Genomic DNA, 18316 nt, shown 5'->3' on the forward strand with positions numbered 1-18316 from the left:
AGTGCGACACTATTCGGGAAAGTATCTCTCAACCAACTCCTCAGCCGTCATTGGCATCGCTAGCAAGAAGCCTTGGGCGATGTCGCAGCCTAAAGTTTTCAGCACTTCTAGTTGTACTTCCGTCTCGATACCTTCTGCGACCACACTGAAACCCAAGGTCTCAGCCATGGCCAAGATGGTTTTGGCGATGGCCTGGTCGTCGGCATCATGGCCGATTTCACGCACGAACTCTTGAGGGATCTTCAGTTCATTAATCGGCAGTTTACGCAGATAAGCCAGCGACGAATAACCGCTGCCGAAGTCGTCGATGCTAATCTTGACTCCTAGCGATTTGAGTTCCAGTAGCACTTGCTGGATGCTGTCGATGTCTTCCGTCAGCGCACTCTCGGTTAGCTCCAGCATCACTTGGCTGGCATCCAAACGATGCTGACTGAGTAGGCGCAGCATCATCGCGGGGACGTTGCCCCGGCGGAACTGTTCAGCAGAGATGTTGATCGAGATCTGCGGAATGTCATACCCTTTCTTGAGCCAAGCAGCCATTTGTTTGCAGGCAGTCGAAGCGATCCACTCACCCAAATGATCCATCATTCCGATCTTCTCGGCCAGTGGGATGAATTTGGTCGGGGAGATTTGGCCATCTTGATTCCGCCAACGGGCTAGTGCTTCGACACCGACCATGCGTCTGGTGGCGATGTCCCATTGCGGCTGGAAGACGAGCGAAAGCTCTTCGCGACGGATCGCGCCACGCAGACCGGTCTCTAGCTTGAGGCGTTCGTCGGCAGCCTGCTTCAGCTCCTCGGTGAAGAAGTGATGGGTGTTCTTACCGCCGTCCTTGGCCTTGTACATCGCGCTGTCGGCGTTCTTGAGCAAGGTCTCAGGATCAACGCCATCATTAGGGTAGAGGCAGATGCCGATGCTGGCCCCCGGATAGACGTTCTGGCGACCGATGGAGTACGGATGCAGCATGGATTCGGCGATGCGCTGAGCCGTCATCTCGGCTTCGGCGACCGTGGCATCCTCGATCAGCAGCGCGAACTCATCACCACCGAAGCGAGCGACCGTGTCTGGTCCGCGTACGCAGTCACGCAGACGCCGCGAGATCTCTTTGAGTAACTCGTCACCTGCCGCATGGCCCAGCGAATCGTTCACCACTTTGAAGTTGTCGAGATCGACGAACAGCACAGCGAATGTGCCATCGTCACGCACGGTATGCGCGATGGCCTGACGCAGCCGGTCTAGGAACAAGGTGCGATTCGGCAGGCCGGTCAGTTCGTCGTGGGTGGCGAGGAACTCGACACGGCGCTGGGATTCCTTCACCACCGAGATGTCGCTGAAGATGCCGACGTAGTTGACTATATCGCCTTGAGTGTCACGCACGGCATTGATGGTGAGCCATTCCGGGTAGGTGTCGCCGTTCTTGCGTTTGTTGACGATCTCGCCTTGCCACCAGCCTTGGCTGAGCAAGCGTTCCCATAGGTCGTGGTAGAAAGTGGCTTCGTGTCGCCCAGAGGACAAGATACTGGGCGTTTTGCCGATCACCTCTTCGGCTTCGTAGCCGGTGACTTGGGTGAATGCGCCATTGACGGTCAGGATGGTCTGACTGGCATCGGTGACCATGATGCCTTCACCCGCGCGGTCGAATACACGGGCAGCCAGCCTGAGTTGATCTTCCGCGCGCTTGTGTTCGCTGACATCCATGGCTTGCGTGCAGACGCTGTACACCTCGCCATCTTCGGCCAGCAGCGGGAAGCGTACGGAGTGCAAGAAACACTCTCTGCCCGAGGGGAAGATGATCTGATCTTCGAATTCCAGCACGGTTTTGTGGCGTACCACTTCCAGCTCCTTGGAGCGGAAATCGTCGGCTTGCTTGCGCGGAAATACTTGGGCATCGGTTTTGCCGAGCACGTTAATGGCCTCGACCTCAAAAAAGCGTTCGAACTGGCGGTTGACGAACTCATAGCGTCCGGCTAAGTCTTTAAGGGCGACGATGGCGGTCGAATTGTTCATGATCGCCAACAGTATTTCGCGGTTCTTGCGTACTTCGCGTTCTGCCGCCAGCCGTTCAGTGTAATCCAGCATCACGATGATCGCGCCGCGATGGGCTCGCAACTTGGTCTCGTAGGGCGAGATGTGCAGCAGGTAATGGCGCTCGTTAGAGAAGATATGCTCTTCGCTGATATGGTTGGATACGATCGCCTGCTGTACCACCGACGAAAAGTCCTTCATGCCGACGGGGAGTCGCAGTGCGGGGATCACTTGGCGAAGCGATGCTTTAGACAGTGAGAACAGCGCGGCGGCAGGGCTGTTGAAGCGAGTGACTTCCAGATTCTCATTGCAGACCAGAATAGGGAAGCCGACGCTGTTCTGGATATTCTCCAAGTCGTTTAGTAGATCGGCCAACTCAGTGGAGCGGACTTGTAGCTCCTCGTTTACCGTAGTCAGTTCTTCGTTGGTGGATTGCAGTTCCTCGTTGGTGGACTCGAGCTCTTCATTCGACGATTGCAGCTCTTCGTTGGCGGCTTGCACCTCTTCGTTGAGCGCCTGCATCTCCTCGTTAGAGGTCTCTAGCTCTTCAATCACGGTTTGCAGGCGTTCCCGCGTAGAGATCAGTTCGTCTTCCAGCTCTTGTACGTTACGCCCTTCTGCCGACAGCGAGGAGGATGGCGCGCCTTCTATAACTTGCACTGCTTCTGGCAAAACCTCGAAGCAAACCAGAAACAGCGGTGTGATGGTATTGAGCAGCTCCAAGGGGTGCACGGCAATGCGCATGTCGTGCTTGGTTTCTCCGACTTTGATGGTATGTGGCCTGCCGACGGCGGATTCTTGTTTGTGCTCGGCGTGATGCTGCAAGATTTGTAGGTCGGCGCGCAGTTCTCGCCTCAGCAGATGTTGCAGATTGAAATTGGGCTTGCCGGCTACTACGGCGAGATAAGCGCCGACGTCGCCATGAATCTGCAAGATGTCGAACGAGTTGTTGATCAGCACCGATGAGGGCGCATAACGTCGCATGGTCTCTTCGACAAGGCGGCGCTCGGCATCTGGTGGCTGAACTTTGCCCGTGGTGCGTTCGTTACCGTCCGGCAAGCGGAACGACGGGATGGTAAGGCGGGAATCTCCGATACGTCGCCGGTAGATGCGTGCTGTCTTGTCAGCGACATCAAACAGTGCATCCTGCTGAAATACACCTTCAGACTTGCCCAGAAAGAGCAATCCACCTGGATACAAGCTGTAGTGGAAGGTGGCCAATACTTTGGATTGCAACTCGTTTTGCAAGTAGATCAACATGTTGCGGCAGCTCACCATGTCCAGCCGCAGGAAGGGCGGGTCTTGCACCAAATCTTGTCGGGCGACCACTACCATGTCGCGCAAGGTGCGGGACACTTCGTAGCGGTTGCCGACCTTCTGGAAATGTCGCACCACTAGGCTGGGATCTAGATCTGCCAGTGCGCTTTCAGCATAAGAGCCCTTGCGGGCGATGCTTAGGGCATTGAGGTCGATGTCGGTGGCAAATATCTGGATGCGGAACTGGATGGCGTTCGGGCCCAATATCTCGGACAGGAGAATGGCAACGGTGTATGCCTCTTCGCCGGTGGCACAGGCTGCCACCCAGATGCGAATCTCGTCACCCGGTTGCTTGGTCTGCACCACGCCGCGTAGCACATTACGTAGCGCAGCGAACGACTCTGGGTCGCGGAAAAAGGCGGTGACGGAGATCAGGATATCCTTGCCGAGATGTTCCAGTTCTTCCGGGTTGGTGTCGGCCAAGGTCAGATAGTCGTTGAGGCTGGTGATGTGGCAAGCCGCCATACGTCGCTCGATGCGCCGCCATAGCGTGCCCTCCTTGTAGCCGGAAAAGTCGATGCGCGTTTGTTGCTTTACCTTCATCAGCAGCTTTTTCAGCGTCGTGGCGGCTACCGGAGCCTCTCTTGCGACAGTGACCGTGCCGTGCGAGCGGGCGATGATGGCGATCTCGTTGGCAATGCCTTCAGGCGATAAGATCCAGTCAACGCAGCCCGTATCGATCGCGGATTGCGGCATCCCCGCATATTTGGCGGTCTGCGGATCTTGCGCAAAGGTGTAGCCGCCAGCTGCTTTGATGTCGCGCAGACCCGCCGCACCATCGCTCCCTGTGCCGGACAAGATCACGCCGATGGCATTCTCGATCTTGTCTTCAGCCAGCGAGTTGAGGAATACATTGACCGATGGGCGTGGAGTGGCTTCGCGAGGGCCTTCGATCAGGACGAAACCGCCATCCTTTAACTTGACGTTGCAACTGGCGGGAGCGACGTAGATGGTGTCAGGCTGCGGGTGTAAACCGCTTTCGACCTCTGTTACCGCCATTGCCGTCTCGCGCCCAAGCAACTGCACCATCATGCTGCGGTGGGTGGGCGAGAGATGCTGGAGTACGACGTATGAGATACCGAGGTCGGTAGGCAGGGCGGCGATCATGCTGGACAGGGCTTCCAGCCCGCCAGCAGACGCGCCAATTCCGACTAGGTAGGGGCGCAGCGGCTTTTCTATTGAGTCAGCAGAGAGGGCGGCGGTTTCACTCGGGGCGTTCAAAGACGTCTTGGTTTTGTTCTTGGCGAGCCGCACCATTTCATACTCCTGTTTCGTTGGTCTTGGCTTCTACAACAAGCCCCGCTCATCATGATAGCAAACTTACTTACAGCGCTCTGTGCGTCAACGCACTGAGTGCGCCATGAGAGTTATGTATGCTGGCGCACGGAAGCGAGTGGAAGTTGTGTGTAAGATATAGTGCGTATAGATTGACTTCCGTAATCAAGCCGAACAACCGCTCCCCACTGAAAAACATGCATCACGAACACTATATTAAGCAGAATAAATTGTTGGCCGTATTGCCAAAAGAAGAATTGAGAAGCTTGACTCCCTATCTTGAGTTGGTATTGCTTGACTCGGGAGAGACTCTTGCCGAGTCGAACAAGTGCAGCAATTTCGCATATTTCCCGATTGACAGCACTATCTCGCTTTACTACCGGCTTGAGAGTGGCGAAGTTTCCAAAATCACCATGGTAGGTAATGAGGGAATGTTCAGTGTCGCGCATATCATGGGTGGAGAGACTCTCCCTTATTTCGCATCCATAGAAACCACCGGGCATGCTTTCCGAATCGAGCGGAGTGTGCTGAAAAAGGAGTTTCTGCGTGTGGCTGCGCTACGCCAAACCTTATTGCTATATTCACAGGCGGCGATGACCCAGATGGCACAGACTGCTGTTTGTGGCCGTCATCACACGCTCAATCAGCAGCTATGCCTGCACCTATTGCTGGTGCATGACAACTCGCTATCCGATGACTTCGTCCTGACACACGAGGCTATTGCCCATATGCTGGGCGTGCGCCGTGAAGGTGTGACGACTGCGGCGGGAAAGTTGCGAGAAGATGGCCTAATTGACTATAGGCGTGGCCATATCAAGGTGGTGGATCGCAGCGGTCTGGAGAAGCAATGTTGCGAGTGTTATCAGGTGGTGCATAGAGAGTTCTACCGACTTTTGGGATATTGATCGGTTTATTGACGATTTATTCGTGTTTCTTTTCAGTCCTTACGATTTCTTGCATCGGTAGGTGATGCAAGAAATCTGTGGTGCTGCGTTCATGTTTGCGTGGCTAGTTCGCCGCGCAGGGTGTGTGCCCAGACTTGGGTGATGCGCACATCCACGAAGCGGCCAATCATGCCGGGCGAGCCGACGAAATTGACCACGCGGTTGTTGTCGGTGCGGCCAGCCAATTCTTGTTCGTTCTTCTTTGACAAGCCTTCGACCACGACGCGCTGAACGCTACCGACCATGCTTGCGCTGATGGTGGCTTCTAGTTCGCCGATGCGGACTTGCAGGCGTTGCAGTCGTGCCTGTTTGGTCTCGTGCGGTACTTCGTCCGGCATGTCGGCGGCAGGAGTTCCGGGGCGAGGGCTGTAGATGAAGCTGAAGCTGGCATCGAAGCCGACATCGTCGATCAATTTCATGGTGGCCTCGAAATCGGCGTCGGTCTCGCCGGGGAAGCCGATGATGAAGTCCGAAGAGATGGAAATGTCTGAGCGGGCCGCGCGCAGACGGCGGATGACGGACTTGTATTCTAGCGCCGTGTAGCCGCGCTTCATCGCCGCAAGTACACGGTCGGAACCGCATTGCACTGGCAGGTGCAGATGGCTGACTAGCTTGGGCGTGGTGGCGTACAGGTCGATCAGGCGTTGCGTCATCTCCTTGGGATGCGAGGTGGTGTAACGGATACGCTGGACGGCGGGTAGGGCGGCGATGGCTTGGATCAGGAAAGCGAAGTCGGCGATGTCGCCGTCCTCCAGTTCGCCGCGATATGCGTTGACGTTCTGTCCCAGTAGGGTGATTTCGCCCACGCCTTGTGCCGTTAGCATCTCGATCTCACGCATCACGTCGGCGAACGGGCGTGAAACCTCGTCGCCACGGGTGTAGGGCACAACGCAGAATGTGCAGTACTTGCTGCAACCTTCCATGATGGCGACGAAAGCCGTGCCAGCCGTAGTTTGCGGAGCGGGTAGGTGGTCGAATTTCTCGATCTCAGGGAAGCTCACATCGACTTGCGAGCGGCCACTGGTGCGGCGCGCAGCGATAAGTTGCGGCAAGCGGTGCAGCGTCTGCGGGCCGAATACTATATCCACATAGGGTGCGCGCTTGACGATGGCATCGCCTTCCTGGCTGGCGACGCAGCCGCCCACGCCGATGATTAGGTTGGGATTGGCGAGCTTGAGTTCGCGCACCCGGCCTAGGTCGGAAAATACTTTTTCCTGCGCCTTCTCGCGCACCGAACATGTGTTGAACAGGATCACGTCGGCATTATCCGGCGTAGTGGTCGGTTCCATGCCCTCGCAGGCGCGTAGCACGTCCGCCATCTTGTCCGAGTCGTACTCGTTCATCTGGCAGCCGTAGGTTTTGATATAGAGTTTGCTTGTCACGGGAAGGCTCGATTTGGGCGGCGCTCAAAGCGCTCGGGGGCGGTATTAGACCCTGATAATCTTTGGGATGCAATGCCTCATCTTCTCGTGAAAATCGGGCGAATTTTTAATTTAAGCTGGCAATTAGCGAGCAGGTTAAAAGGCTCATGCGGTGCTAATAGCCTTACAAATCTAAAGGCTTAGAAAAGATGCGACTATTCCTGATTAAAATACTCATATAATGCGCAACGATTTACTCGGCTATTGTTCGGGCTGAGACTTCATAACTTATTAAATCAGGGGGAAATAATGTCCATCATCGCTACAATTTCTGCTGCGGCAACCGTTTTAATTTTTATCGGCTTCTCCATCTTTATGGTTACTCAGACCTTTAAGAGCTGAGTAAGTAAGTCATGGGGTGACTAGTCACCCCAGCTCCCCTTGAACTTTAGCTTGTCTGCGCTGTGTCGCCGGACTAATTATTCTATGGAAGATTATTTTCCGTGGAAATAAATTGTGCTAGGATTGCCACCGGTTTCAGGAGTGTCCGTTGTCAATTCAAGGAGGAGATAAATATGGCTATCATCGCAACCGTTTCAGCAATCGGTACAGTAATTATCGCTGTGGGTTTTTCTTTGTTCATGGTTAAAGAAACACTGTCCAGCAAGTAATCCAAGCGATGGCTGTACCGCAAAAAACTCCAGCTAGTCTGGAGTTTTTTGTTTATTCGACAACTTATTGGAGATTGTATGTGGCGTAATTCGTTCACTCATTTTGGTGTGATCTCACGTGTTCTGCATTGGGGAATGACGTTGTTGATTATCGTAGCCCTGCTTGGTGTGGAGTTGCATGAGCTATTCCCTAAAGGTACCGAGTTGCGAACTGCCCTGATGACGGCGCATTTCCAAGCTGGTCTATTGGTGTTTGCATTGGTTTGGGTCAGATTGCTCAATGCTGTTACTGATCGTGCGCCACGTATTGAACCTGTCTCTACCGTGGGTAAGGAGAAACTTGCGGCACTTGTGAAGTTCGGGCTGTATTTCTGCATGATTGCACTGCCTGTGCTCGGCGTGCTGAATATGCAAGCGGCAGATAAGCCCTTGGCATTCTTCGGAATGGCGTTGCCGGTTATGATCGATGTCAACAAGGTCATGGCTCACGACTTGAAGGAGCTCCATGAGACGATGGGCAATGTCATGATCGGGTTGATTTTGCTGCATGTGGTTGCCGCATTTTGGCATCACTTTGTCTTGCACGACACTACGCTGCAGCGGATGCTGCGCCCACGTTAACTAAGCTTTTACTCCGAACTGCCGATACATGACTCAAGGGTGCGTTACCCAGTTTAAGCAGAAGGAGGTGCATCATGGCTATCATCAAAATGGATATGTGCAGCTACGAGGTCGAGCGTGGTGCTGTGCTTGAGTCTGGTTGCGGCGATGAGTGTGTGAAGGCTAGCTGGGAGCCAGCGTTGCAACTTCAACAGATTGGCCTTGTCGAGCGTTGTACTGAGCTGCCTGCTGAACTGGCTGGTGTCAATGTCGAATCCTTTCTGGAGCGGATGTACTCTTTCCAGAGTTGAGTTTCAGCTCCTGAATACGGGCCGACAGAGATGTCGGCCCGTATGCTTGATGCGCTAAGCATACAGTCTGATTTTTCTCGAATGCAAGTTAAGCTACGCACTTCCAATTACCGGAAATCGTCTATGCGCATACTCCATACCATGATCCGTACCGCCGACCTTGATCGGTCGATTGCTTTCTACACTCAAATCTTGGGCATGAAGTTATTGCGTCGCAAAGACTATCCCGAAGGTAGATTCACCTTGGCGTTCGTAGGCTATGGGGATGAGGCGGAGTATGCGGCCATTGAGTTGACCCACAACTGGGACACACAAAGCTATGACCTAGGTACTGGGTTCGGTCATCTTGCGATTGAGGTGGATGATGCTAGTTCTTACTGCTCGCAGGTCAGGAAAAATGGCGGTCAGGTGGTTCGAGAAGCAGGTCCGATGAAGCATGGGAGCACGGTGATTGCATTTTTGCGTGACCCAGACGGCTATATGATTGAACTCATCGAGAAAAAATCCTGACCATTGTGACTTCAAACGGAGCCTATTTCCGTGATCATTGAGACATTCGGTGTGGCTTGGGCGAAAGCAGGTAATTTAATTCTATCTTGCGGTGCAAAAGTGTTATTGTGCGAGCCGTCGCATGTCGTGACGTTCTGTGTAACTTAGAGTATTCGAATGAATTTCCACTCTCACGCTCGAAGCAGCTTTGCTTTGAATGCTGATAAGCAAAAAATCACCAACCATGAAGACGTGGTAAGTGTTTGCCGACACATTTTCGGTGTGGCTTTTTGCGGGGAAGTAAAAAACAAAAAAGGAACGTACATTTCATACGTTCCTTACATTGTTTGGTGCCCAGAAGAGGACTCGAACCTCCACACCTTGCGGCACACGGACCTGAACCGTGCGCGTCTACCAATTCCGCCATCTGGGCATGCAGCCTTGCTGAGGGCGCGAAATATAATTGTTTGAGGAATAGCTGTCAATGACCAAGAAGAAAAAAAGTGTGCGTGAGTTGGATCCGTTTCTAGAGCGCGAACGGGAGCAGTATGAGAATCCGTTACCGAGTCGCGAATATATCCTGCAAATTCTGAGCGATCAGGGTGCGCCGGTCAGTGAAGAGTCTCTGTATGAGCTTTTGCATATAGAGTTGAGCGAGGAAACATTGTTCTCTCGCCGCCTGCGTGCGATGGAACGCGACGGGCAGCTTATGCGCAACCGACGCAATGCGATCTGCATTGTCGATAAGCTAGATCTGATCAAGGGTAAGGTGCAAGGCCATCCTGATGGTTTTGGCTTCCTAGTGCCCGAAGATGGCAGCGGTGATTTGGTGCTGTCCGCCAAAGAGATGCACAAGGTTTTGCATGGCGACACGGTGATGGCGCGGGTTTCCGGCCAAGATCGCAAGGGGCGTCGCGAGGGTCATATCGTGGAGGTGCTGGAGCGAGCCAACTCTCGCGTGGTCGGGCGTTTGTATGATGAACACGGCATTCTGTTTGTCGTGGCGGAGAATCGTCGCATCTCGCAGGATATTCTGGTGGCACCAGGCGGAGCGGGCGAAGCCAAGGTGGGGCAGGTCGTGGTGCTTGAGATCGTTCAACATCCGAATAAGCACGCGCAGCCTATCGGTAAGGTAGTCGAGGTGTTAGGCAATTACGCTGATTCGGGCATGGAGATCGAGATCGCGCTGCGCAAGCACGATCTGCCCCACGAATTCCCGCATGCGGTGGAGACGCAGGCTAAGGGTTTTAGCCAAACCGTGTCCGAGGCTGACTGGGCTGGTCGCGAAGACATCCGCCATCTGCCGCTGGTCACCATCGACGGCGAGACCGCGCGCGACTTCGATGACGCTGTTTATTGCGAACCTAAGGGTAAGGGCTTCCGTCTGCTGGTCGCCATCGCCGACGTCAGCCATTACGTGCAGCCGCACGATGCCTTGGACAAAGAAGCGCTGCTGCGCGGCAATTCGGTTTATTTCCCGCGTCGCGTCATCCCCATGCTGCCCGAGGAATTGTCCAACGGTCTGTGCTCGATCAACCCCGCTGTAGATCGGTTGTGCATGGTGTGTGACATGGAGATCACCAGCGCGGGCGAAATCCGCCGCTATCGTTTCTATCCTTCGGTGATGCACTCGCACGCGCGTTTGACCTATAACCAGGTCGCTGCGATGTTGGAGGTGCCGGATGGTGACGAAGCGCAGCAGTTCGCTGCCGTGTTGCCGCACCTTCAGAACTTGCACGAGCTGTTCCAGAGGTTGCTGGCGGCCCGCGAGAAGCGGGGTGCCATCGATTTCGAGACGGTCGAGACGCAAATGATCTTTACCGATCAAGGCAAGATCGAGCGTATCGTGCCGGTGAAGCGTAACGACGCGCATCGCTTGATCGAAGAATGTATGCTGGCCGCCAACGTCTGCGCGGCACGCTTACTCGAAGAGCACAAACATCACGTGCTGTACCGCTGTCACCAAGGCCCGACACCGGAGAAGCTGGTTGCGTTGCGCGAGTTCTTGGGCGAGTTCGGTTTGCAACTCGGTGGTGAAGACGAGCCACAGGCAGGCGATTACTCCAAGGTGCTCAAACGCGTCAAAGGCCGTCCCGATGCGCCACTGCTGCAAACCGTGATGCTGCGTTCTTTGCGCCAAGCCGTGTACGACCCAGAGAACGTCGGCCATTTCGGACTCGGCTACGAGGCCTACGCCCACTTCACTTCGCCCATCCGCCGTTATCCTGACCTGTTAGTGCATCGCGCCATCAAGGCCGTGTTACAGAAAAAACAATACCAGCCGGGGCAGGCGTGGGAAGCGCTGGGCGAACATTGTTCGATGACCGAGCGCCGCGCTGACGACGCCACCCGCGACGTGGAAGCCTGGCTGAAATGCTTCTATATGCGCGATCACCTCGGCAGCGTGTTCCCCGGCACCATCTCGTCTGTCACCGGCTTCGGCCTGTTCGTGTCTTTGGACGATATCTACACCGAGGGCTTGATTCACGTCTCTGAGTTGGGCGAAGACTATTTCCACTTCGATTCTGCCCGCCACCAGATGCTGGGTGAGCGTAGCGGTCAGCGTTATCGTTTGGGCGACCGCGTGCGCGTGCGCGTGGTCCGGGTGGACATGGAAAGCCTGCGCATCGACTTCGTGCTGGATGGCGCGCCGTTGCGCTACGGTAATCCGGGTCAGACGGATGCTCCAGCACCCAAAACAGCAAGTAAACCTGCCGCCAAGAAGAGGAAGAAATAATGGCTGATCTGCGACTGATCCACGGCTTCCATGCCGTCACCGCGCGCCTGCGACAACGCTCTGATAGCGTCCATGAAATCTACGTGCAAGCCGACCGCCGTGACCAACGCGCGCGCGACCTGCTTAAACAAGCTGAACAGCAAGGTGTTCGCGTCATCATGGTGGATGGCAAGCGTCTGGACGGGCTGGCCGGTGGCAATCGCCATCAAGGCGTTGCCGCCCGCGTGGATGCCAGCCAGCGCGTGCAACATCTGGAAGATGTGCTCGATACGCTGGAAGACGTGCCGTTGTTGCTGGTGCTGGATGGCGTGACGGATCCGCACAATCTAGGCGCGTGTCTGCGTAGTGCGGACGCTTTTGGTGTTCATGCCGTCATTGCGCCCAAAGATAGAGCCGTCGGCATCAATGCTACGGTGGAAAAGGTCGCCTGCGGCGCTGCCGAGACCGTGCCCTACATCACCGTCACCAACTTGGCACGCACTCTCAAGGAATTGCAGGAGCGTGGCATCTGGGTAGTTGGCGCAGCAGGGGAGGCGACCACCAGCCTCAACGAATTCCGCCACACCGGCCCGCTGGCCTGGGTGCTGGGTGCTGAAGGCGAGGGGCTGCGCCGCCTTACCCGCGAAACTTGCGACGAGTTGGTGAAGATACCGATGATGGGCAGCGTCGAAAGTTTGAACGTCTCGGTGAGTACCGGCATTTGCCTGTTTGAAACGAGACGGCAGCGGGCAGCTTAGTCATGTCGAGGGGCAAGCCTCGCGTTGGGAGAGCTGTCGTCCAAGGTTCTGAGGAAGTCTGCTGTTGTCGTCATCCGACTTGAGATTTCTTCTGCACAAGGCGGTGTTTGATCGGGGTGTTTGAGCTAAACTGATTCCCGAGCTTTCAGAAATTGCTAAGAAGGCTTGAAGTAGTCCTGACAATTTTCAACGGGCTGCGTCTTAACCAGTGTGGGCGACTTGCTCATGTTAATTATCCTAAAGGAGTAGGCAAAATGAAGAAAATGTTGACGGGTGTTTGTCTGACTAGCGTGCTGTTGGCAAGTGGCATCAATCTGGCACTGGCCGAAGAGGCTAAGAAGGATATGGGGCCTTCTCCTGCTGTCATCGAGCAGATGGATGTTGCGAACAAGCTGATCGCTCTGGGTGATGCGCGCAAGGATCCACTGTTGCTGATCGTAGCAGCGAAGTTGCAAAAGACTCTGGGCGCAGAAGCGGCTAGCACGCCTACGCAAAGTACCGCTACTAATGATGTGTTGGATCGTGCTAAGAAGCTTTCCGCTGGTCGTAAGGACTTAACTGGGATCGCTGACGACGTGGCCGCACAAAAGACCAAGGGCGGTTATGTTGACTCGATGACTGGTCAGTATCGTTATACGATGTAACGAAAACGATCATGCTGCCTTCCCATTCTGAGCGTTGGATGGGAGGGCGCATCGAAGAAGCATTGAGTCGTAGTTGGATGATAAGACCGCCTATATGGAGTCATGACATGCATAGAATGCTGATTCAACTGGTGGGGTGTGTGTTGGCTCTGAATGCTGACTATTCAGTTGCAGAGGAAGCGATTCATCCTGCATCGGCCTATTCACCCGCAGTGATTGAGCAACTGGCCATGGCTAACAAGTTGATCGCTTTGGGCGATGCTCGTAAAGATCCCTTGCTTTTGATTGTGGCGGCAAAGATTCAGAAAAGTCTGGATGCAGACGTTGGCAATACTCAAGCGCACAGTACGATGATTGAGGAGGTGCTTGATAGAGCGAAAAAATACGCTGGAATCCGTAAAGATTTAGTCAATATTGCAGATGACATCGCGGCTATGCGCAGCAAGAGCTATCGCTCGGATTGCGCTGGCTTTCAGCGAGGTCCTTGCAACGAAGCTGTACTCTATTAGTAACCAGACGAGCGACCAGCTTTTGATTCCGATTGAGGTATGCAAATGTTGAGCTTGCGCTGCGTTCGAGTTTTTCTTCTCACATTATTGTTTATTCCCGTTACCGGCTTCGGAGCAAGTGATTAGTGCACTGGAAAAATCACCTTTCTTCGCGATCAAGTAAAAACTCGTTACGAAAAGGTTATGGGATGCGATATTTTGTTAGTTGCTTAAGCTTAGTTATAGTTGGCCTGCCTTGCATTGTTCATGCAGATAGTTATTTCTATGCTGGCGAAGTTACTTTCCTAGCGTTATCGGGTAAGGACTGTGCGGGACAGAACGTAGGTGATAAACGCCCTATCGAATTGGCTTTGGAGGTCAATGGTAAGCACATCACCGGATTCAGTGAAATCAAAGATGCAAGTCTTGGGCGTATAGATGGAAATAATGCTCACTCGCTTGCTCTTGAGTATTCTGATCCAACCATTGCAGATGGTCATGAAATTAGCCTACAAGGCATAAAGACTCCCAGCTTATCTGGAGAATTGCGCGAGCGAAAACTTAAGCCTGACGAGGACGGTTGCAACTGGTCTCGAGGGGAGATTACTGCAAAATTAATGCCTCGCACTGCCGAAGCTGAGGCGCATTTACAAGGGCTGCCAGCAACCTTTAATGCAAGTAGAGACGAACATGTCGCATGGCGGCGAGACCCCAAAGCCTATGCTGAAATCGCACGGCTATCTCCCGAAGTTATTCAGGCTGAATCTGCAGATTCGGAAAACCTCCAAATTGCAGTTGCTTTGCGTGAGCAACTACAACCCCTATATGAAAAAACATTTGGTATAGACCATCCGCAAAGCGTGGGAAATATCGATCGACGTGCCGAACTATTAGAAAAGATTATTGAGGCTACTCAAAATCCAACAACACTTCAATTTGAAACTGTACTGAAATTACGCGAGCAACTGCAATCGCGTTTTGAAAAGCTTTATGGCACCAATAGCGAACAATGTTTGTACAACATAATTTTGCGCGCCAACCTATTGAGAGAGTTGCATAAAAGTGCTGCCGAATTGGCGTTGCGCGAGCATATTCTTAAAGTTGCCCAGGAAAACTTTCCCAATGTGGTTGCTATCTCTGCTTTTCATCTTGGCGAAACGCTGGAAAAGCTTAACCGCAAGGAAGACGCAATTGCCGCATTTGGCAAAGCTATAGCTGCCGATGAAAAGCGTTATGGGTTGGATCATCCAGAAGTGGCTACTGATTTGAGTAGTCAAGCACGCTTATATTCTGACTTGAATCAATTTGCTAAAGCATTGCCTTTGCTTCAACGTGCATTGGCGATTCGCGAGAATGCTAATGGATTGGAAAGTGTCGAAACGGCTCGTGCTTGCAGTAACTTGGCGCATGTCTATCATTCAAACGGTCAGTATGAGTTGGCATTGCCACTTAACCTGCGTGCACTTACTATACGTGAAAAGGTGTTAGGCAGTAACCATGAAGACACGGCTGAGAGTGTAAATAATTTGGCAGTGTTGTACGAGGGCATGGGGCGTTATGAGTTAGGGATTGCATATCAAAAACGACGTTTGGCAATTGCTGAGAAAAGTGATGGTTCAGACAGTCTTGAGACAGCGCATAGCCTGAATAATTTGGCCGCCATGTACGACAAAATGGGCTTGTATCAGGAAGCCTTGCCACTTTGCCAGCGTGGTTTGTTGATCCGTGAAAAATTGCTGGGTTCAGATCACACTACGACAGCGGAATCGCTCCAAATTTTAGCTAGAATTTTTGAGAGTCAAAATCAACTTGATAAAGCATTGCCCATATATCAACGCGCACTAGCGATACGTGAAAAAACATTGGGAGCCTCCGCCCCTGATACTGCAACGAGTTTAGGTGCATTAGGTAGCCTATACCTCAAGATGAGCCTGTACGAGAAAGCGTTACCTCTACTTCAGCGTGCTTTAAAAATTAATGAGGAAGTTTTTGGGGGTTCACATCCTGAAACAGCTATCAGCTTGTTTCAGCTTTCACGTTTGTATGCAGATGTAGGAAATTACGATCAAGCCATTCTTTATGCACAGCGCTCGCTAACAATAAGTGAGACAGCGCTGGGAGTGATGCATGCTTATACCGCTAATGCACTGGATCATTTGGCGAATTTGTACGGAGCCCTTGGACAACACGCGCAAGCCATTCCCATGAAATTGCGTGCATTGGCCATTCGTGAAAAAGTCTTTGGTGCAGAAAGTGAGATGGTCGCAATTAGCTTAAATAACCTAGCCTATTCGTACCGCGAGATGACTCAATACGATAAGGCACTGCCGTTATACCAGCGAGCTTTAGCAATGAAAGAAAAAGTGCTTGGTCCTGAACATGCAAGTATCGCGATAAGTCTGAATAACCTGGCTGAAATTTATGTGGCTCTAGGCCAGTATGATAAGGCCTTACATTTAAATCAGCGCGCCTTGGCGATTCGAGAAAAAACACTTGGTGCTGAACATATAGATACAGCTTCCAGCCTCAATAATTTAGCAACCCTCTATTTAGAGCTCGACGACTATATTCAAGCTTTGCCGCTACTTCAACGGGTGTTGGCGATTGAAACCAAGATACTTGGTGAAAGTAACATCAGAACGTCAACAACGCTAAATAATTTGGGCAACGCATATTATTATCTGGGGCGATACAGCGAGGCATTACCGTTGTTTTTAAAAGCCTTAGCAATACGTGAAGAAGTGCTGGGTAATACTCATAAAGACACCGCACTGGCTGTGATAAATCTTGCGGGATTGTATAAGGCAACCGATGTCCTCGATAAAGCGCTTCCACTATATCAACGTGCTTACCTAATTCTTCAATCTGCGAACAGTCCTGATATTTTGCAATCAGCCCAACGTAGTTTAGGCAATTTTTACGCTGCTCAATCCAACCCATCTGCAGCCATTTTCTATCTAAAAAGCGCCGTAAACACCATGCAGTCCATCCGTGCCGATTCAAAGGGGTTGGACAAAGGTTTGCAGAAATCCCTGCTCAAGAAAAACGAACAGGTATATAAAACGCTTGCTAACCTACTGGTTGCTGAAGGTCGTCTGGCCGAAGCACAACAAGTTTTAGCTATGCTCAAAGAAGACGAATATTTTGACTTCATTCGGCGCGATGCTAAAGCTGATACACGCGGCATACGCATGAGCTTCAGTGGCGCCGAGAAGCCCTATGCCGAGCAACTGGACAAACTGGGGAGTGAGGGGGCTGCACTAGTTGATCAACTCAATGCCTTGAACAAACAAGCTAAGCTCGGCTTGACTCCTGAGCAGGAACAACAACGTACTCAAGCTGCCAAACAACTCGATGCGCAAACCAAACAAACCCAAATCGTTCTTGATGATTTGCCACGACAATTACCAGTCGCACAGCAACGGCAACTCGCCCAGCAGCATGCTGAACAGGTCGCCCTGGCGGGTGGTGTGCAGCAACAGCTGGGTCAACTCGGACAGGGAGTCACCCTGATTCAATACCTGTTGCTGGGAGACAAGATACAAATCATCCTGACTGATGCCAATCGGCAGATCGCCCGCGAGGCTCCTCTGGGCGAAGCGGCGCTGTACCCCAAACTCGTTGCGCTGCGCAAAGCTTTGGAAGACCCTCGTCTTGATCCACGTCCTTGGGCGCAGGAACTTTATCAAAGTCTGATCGCGCCCATCGAGGCCGACATCAAGACCAGCCGAACTCTCATGCTGTCACTGGATGGTGCGCTACGCTATATCCCATTCTCGACCCTATTCGATGGGCAGCGATATTTGGTTGAGCGTTATCGTTTGTCAATCTACACAGCGGCAGCTAAAGACAAACTCACCGCAGCGGCGAATCCGCAATGGACGATCAGCGGTCTAGGAGTGACTCAAGCGCATACCGGCTTTAGCGCCTTGCCCGGTGTTCAAGTCGAACTGGCGGGGATCGTCGGTAAGAACGGGATTCCCGGAGAGACCCACCTAGATCAAGAGTTTACCGCTGAACAAATGCAAGCCAGCCTGAAACAAGGCAATCCGGTGTTGCACCTCGCCAGCCATTTTCAATTCACGCCGGGAACCGAGGCCGACTCTTATTTGTTGCTGGGCGATGGTAGCCACCTCAGTCTCAAAGACATTCGTCAGGGAGACTATCCTTTCGGACAGCTGGACCTGTTGACCCTCTCCGCTTGCGCTACCGCCATGCACGGCGGACAAGAGGCTAATGGCAAGGAGGTCGAAGGCTTCGGCGCACTGGCGCAGATCAAAGGCGCAAAAGGTGTGCTCGCCACCCTATGGCCTATCGCTGATGCCAGCACCGCACAACTGATGCAGACTTTATACCGTTCGCGTCAGCAGCAACACCTGAACAAAGCTGAAGCGTTACGCCAAGCACAGCTTACTTTACTTCACGGTAGCAGTACGAGTGTCAATCTGGCCTCAACTACTGAACGAGGTGCGGAGCGACTGGAGGGGAGGGCGACCTCGGCCAGCGAGGCCCCGGCTTTTGAGGTGAATGCCATGGCCCCCTTTGCTCACCCGTACTACTGGGCTCCATTTATATTGATGGGGAATTGGCTGTGATCCGTCATCAATAGGACGGCGGACTAGACGGCGATGGAGATCACTATCAATGCCAATAGACATTTGCAGCTAAGCCTGATTGAATTGGCCGCTGTTCGTCTAAAGGGTTAGTAAAGTAATCA

General features: G+C 52.9%; 11 protein-coding genes and 1 tRNA gene. 9 read left to right on the top strand and 3 right to left on the bottom strand.

Annotated features, from left to right (window positions below; translation table 11 throughout):
* Positions 1-9: 9 nt before the first annotated feature.
* On the bottom strand, positions 10-4599 hold the full coding sequence (locus OYT1_RS04500; protein ID WP_062626956.1) for an EAL domain-containing protein: 4590 nt from the start codon (positions 4597-4599) through the stop codon (positions 10-12).
* Between the two features lie 215 nt (positions 4600-4814).
* On the opposite strand from OYT1_RS04500, the gene OYT1_RS04505 reads away from it, so the two are divergent.
* Positions 4815-5522, top strand: a complete 708-nt coding sequence (locus OYT1_RS04505) for a Crp/Fnr family transcriptional regulator (protein ID WP_062626957.1) — start codon at positions 4815-4817, stop codon at positions 5520-5522.
* 89 nt (positions 5523-5611) lie between these two features.
* Here the strand turns inward: OYT1_RS04505 and miaB are convergent, their stop codons facing one another.
* The gene (gene miaB / locus OYT1_RS04510; RefSeq protein WP_084612006.1) at positions 5612-6943 is read right to left on the bottom strand and encodes a tRNA (N6-isopentenyl adenosine(37)-C2)-methylthiotransferase MiaB; all 1332 of its coding nucleotides are present in this window, start codon (positions 6941-6943) and stop codon (positions 5612-5614) included.
* 728 nt (positions 6944-7671) lie between these two features.
* Between miaB and OYT1_RS04515 the strand changes: the two genes are divergently transcribed.
* From OYT1_RS04515 to gloA, 3 genes are all read left to right on the top strand, one after another.
* Positions 7672-8214 (top strand): cytochrome b, encoded by a 543-nt coding sequence (locus tag OYT1_RS04515; RefSeq protein ID WP_062626959.1) that lies wholly within the window; start codon positions 7672-7674, stop codon positions 8212-8214.
* Between the two features lie 74 nt (positions 8215-8288).
* Complete coding sequence (locus OYT1_RS04520; RefSeq protein ID WP_062626960.1) at positions 8289-8504, top strand: hypothetical protein; 216 nt, start codon at positions 8289-8291, stop codon at positions 8502-8504.
* A 123-nt stretch (positions 8505-8627) separates the two neighbouring features.
* Entirely contained in the window at positions 8628-9014 is a 387-nt protein-coding gene (gene gloA, locus OYT1_RS04525; protein ID WP_062626961.1) for a lactoylglutathione lyase, read from the top strand.
* Between the two features lie 327 nt (positions 9015-9341).
* On the opposite strand, the gene OYT1_RS04530 is transcribed toward gloA, so the two are convergent.
* Positions 9342-9426: transfer RNA gene (locus OYT1_RS04530), tRNA-Leu, on the bottom strand.
* Positions 9427-9477: 51 nt separating this feature from the next.
* On the opposite strand from OYT1_RS04530, the gene rnr reads away from it, so the two are divergent.
* The 5 genes from rnr to OYT1_RS04555 all read left to right on the top strand — a co-directional run bounded on the left by rnr (position 9478) and on the right by OYT1_RS04555 (position 18194).
* A complete protein-coding gene (rnr, locus tag OYT1_RS04535) occupies positions 9478-11730 on the top strand; it encodes a ribonuclease R (protein WP_062626962.1) in 2253 nt (750 codons plus the stop codon).
* Positions 11730-12467, top strand: a complete 738-nt coding sequence (gene rlmB / locus OYT1_RS04540) for a 23S rRNA (guanosine(2251)-2'-O)-methyltransferase RlmB (protein ID WP_062626963.1) — start codon at positions 11730-11732, stop codon at positions 12465-12467. Before rnr ends, rlmB begins: the two co-directional genes overlap by 1 nt.
* Positions 12468-12721: 254 nt before the next feature.
* Positions 12722-13111: a hypothetical protein gene (locus OYT1_RS04545; protein ID WP_062626964.1), complete on the top strand. Its 390-nt coding sequence runs from the start codon at positions 12722-12724 to the stop codon at positions 13109-13111.
* Positions 13112-13218: 107 nt separating this feature from the next.
* Positions 13219-13620, top strand: coding sequence for a hypothetical protein (locus OYT1_RS04550; protein WP_145983671.1), 402 nt, complete (start codon positions 13219-13221; stop codon positions 13618-13620).
* 188 nt (positions 13621-13808) lie between these two features.
* Entirely contained in the window at positions 13809-18194 is a 4386-nt protein-coding gene (locus OYT1_RS04555) for a tetratricopeptide repeat protein (protein WP_084612007.1), read from the top strand.
* Positions 18195-18316: the final 122 nt, after the last annotated feature.

This window comes from Ferriphaselus amnicola, from assembly GCF_000974685.2.
GTDB classification, from domain to species: domain Bacteria; phylum Pseudomonadota; class Gammaproteobacteria; order Burkholderiales; family Gallionellaceae; genus Ferriphaselus; species Ferriphaselus amnicola.

Coding starts and splice junctions, on each gene's coding strand:
- OYT1_RS04500 (WP_062626956.1), bottom strand. CDS start 4,599: ATGGTGCGGCTCGCCAAGAACAAAACCAAGACGTCTTTGAACGCCCCG.
- OYT1_RS04505 (WP_062626957.1), top strand. CDS start 4,815: ATGCATCACGAACACTATATTAAGCAGAATAAATTGTTGGCCGTATTG.
- OYT1_RS04515 (WP_062626959.1), top strand. CDS start 7,672: ATGTGGCGTAATTCGTTCACTCATTTTGGTGTGATCTCACGTGTTCTG.
- OYT1_RS04520 (WP_062626960.1), top strand. CDS start 8,289: ATGGCTATCATCAAAATGGATATGTGCAGCTACGAGGTCGAGCGTGGT.
- gloA (WP_062626961.1), top strand. CDS start 8,628: ATGCGCATACTCCATACCATGATCCGTACCGCCGACCTTGATCGGTCG.
- rnr (WP_062626962.1), top strand. CDS start 9,478: ATGACCAAGAAGAAAAAAAGTGTGCGTGAGTTGGATCCGTTTCTAGAG.
- rlmB (WP_062626963.1), top strand. CDS start 11,730: ATGGCTGATCTGCGACTGATCCACGGCTTCCATGCCGTCACCGCGCGC.
- OYT1_RS04545 (WP_062626964.1), top strand. CDS start 12,722: ATGAAGAAAATGTTGACGGGTGTTTGTCTGACTAGCGTGCTGTTGGCA.
- OYT1_RS04550 (WP_145983671.1), top strand. CDS start 13,219: ATGCATAGAATGCTGATTCAACTGGTGGGGTGTGTGTTGGCTCTGAAT.
- OYT1_RS04555 (WP_084612007.1), top strand. CDS start 13,809: ATGCGATATTTTGTTAGTTGCTTAAGCTTAGTTATAGTTGGCCTGCCT.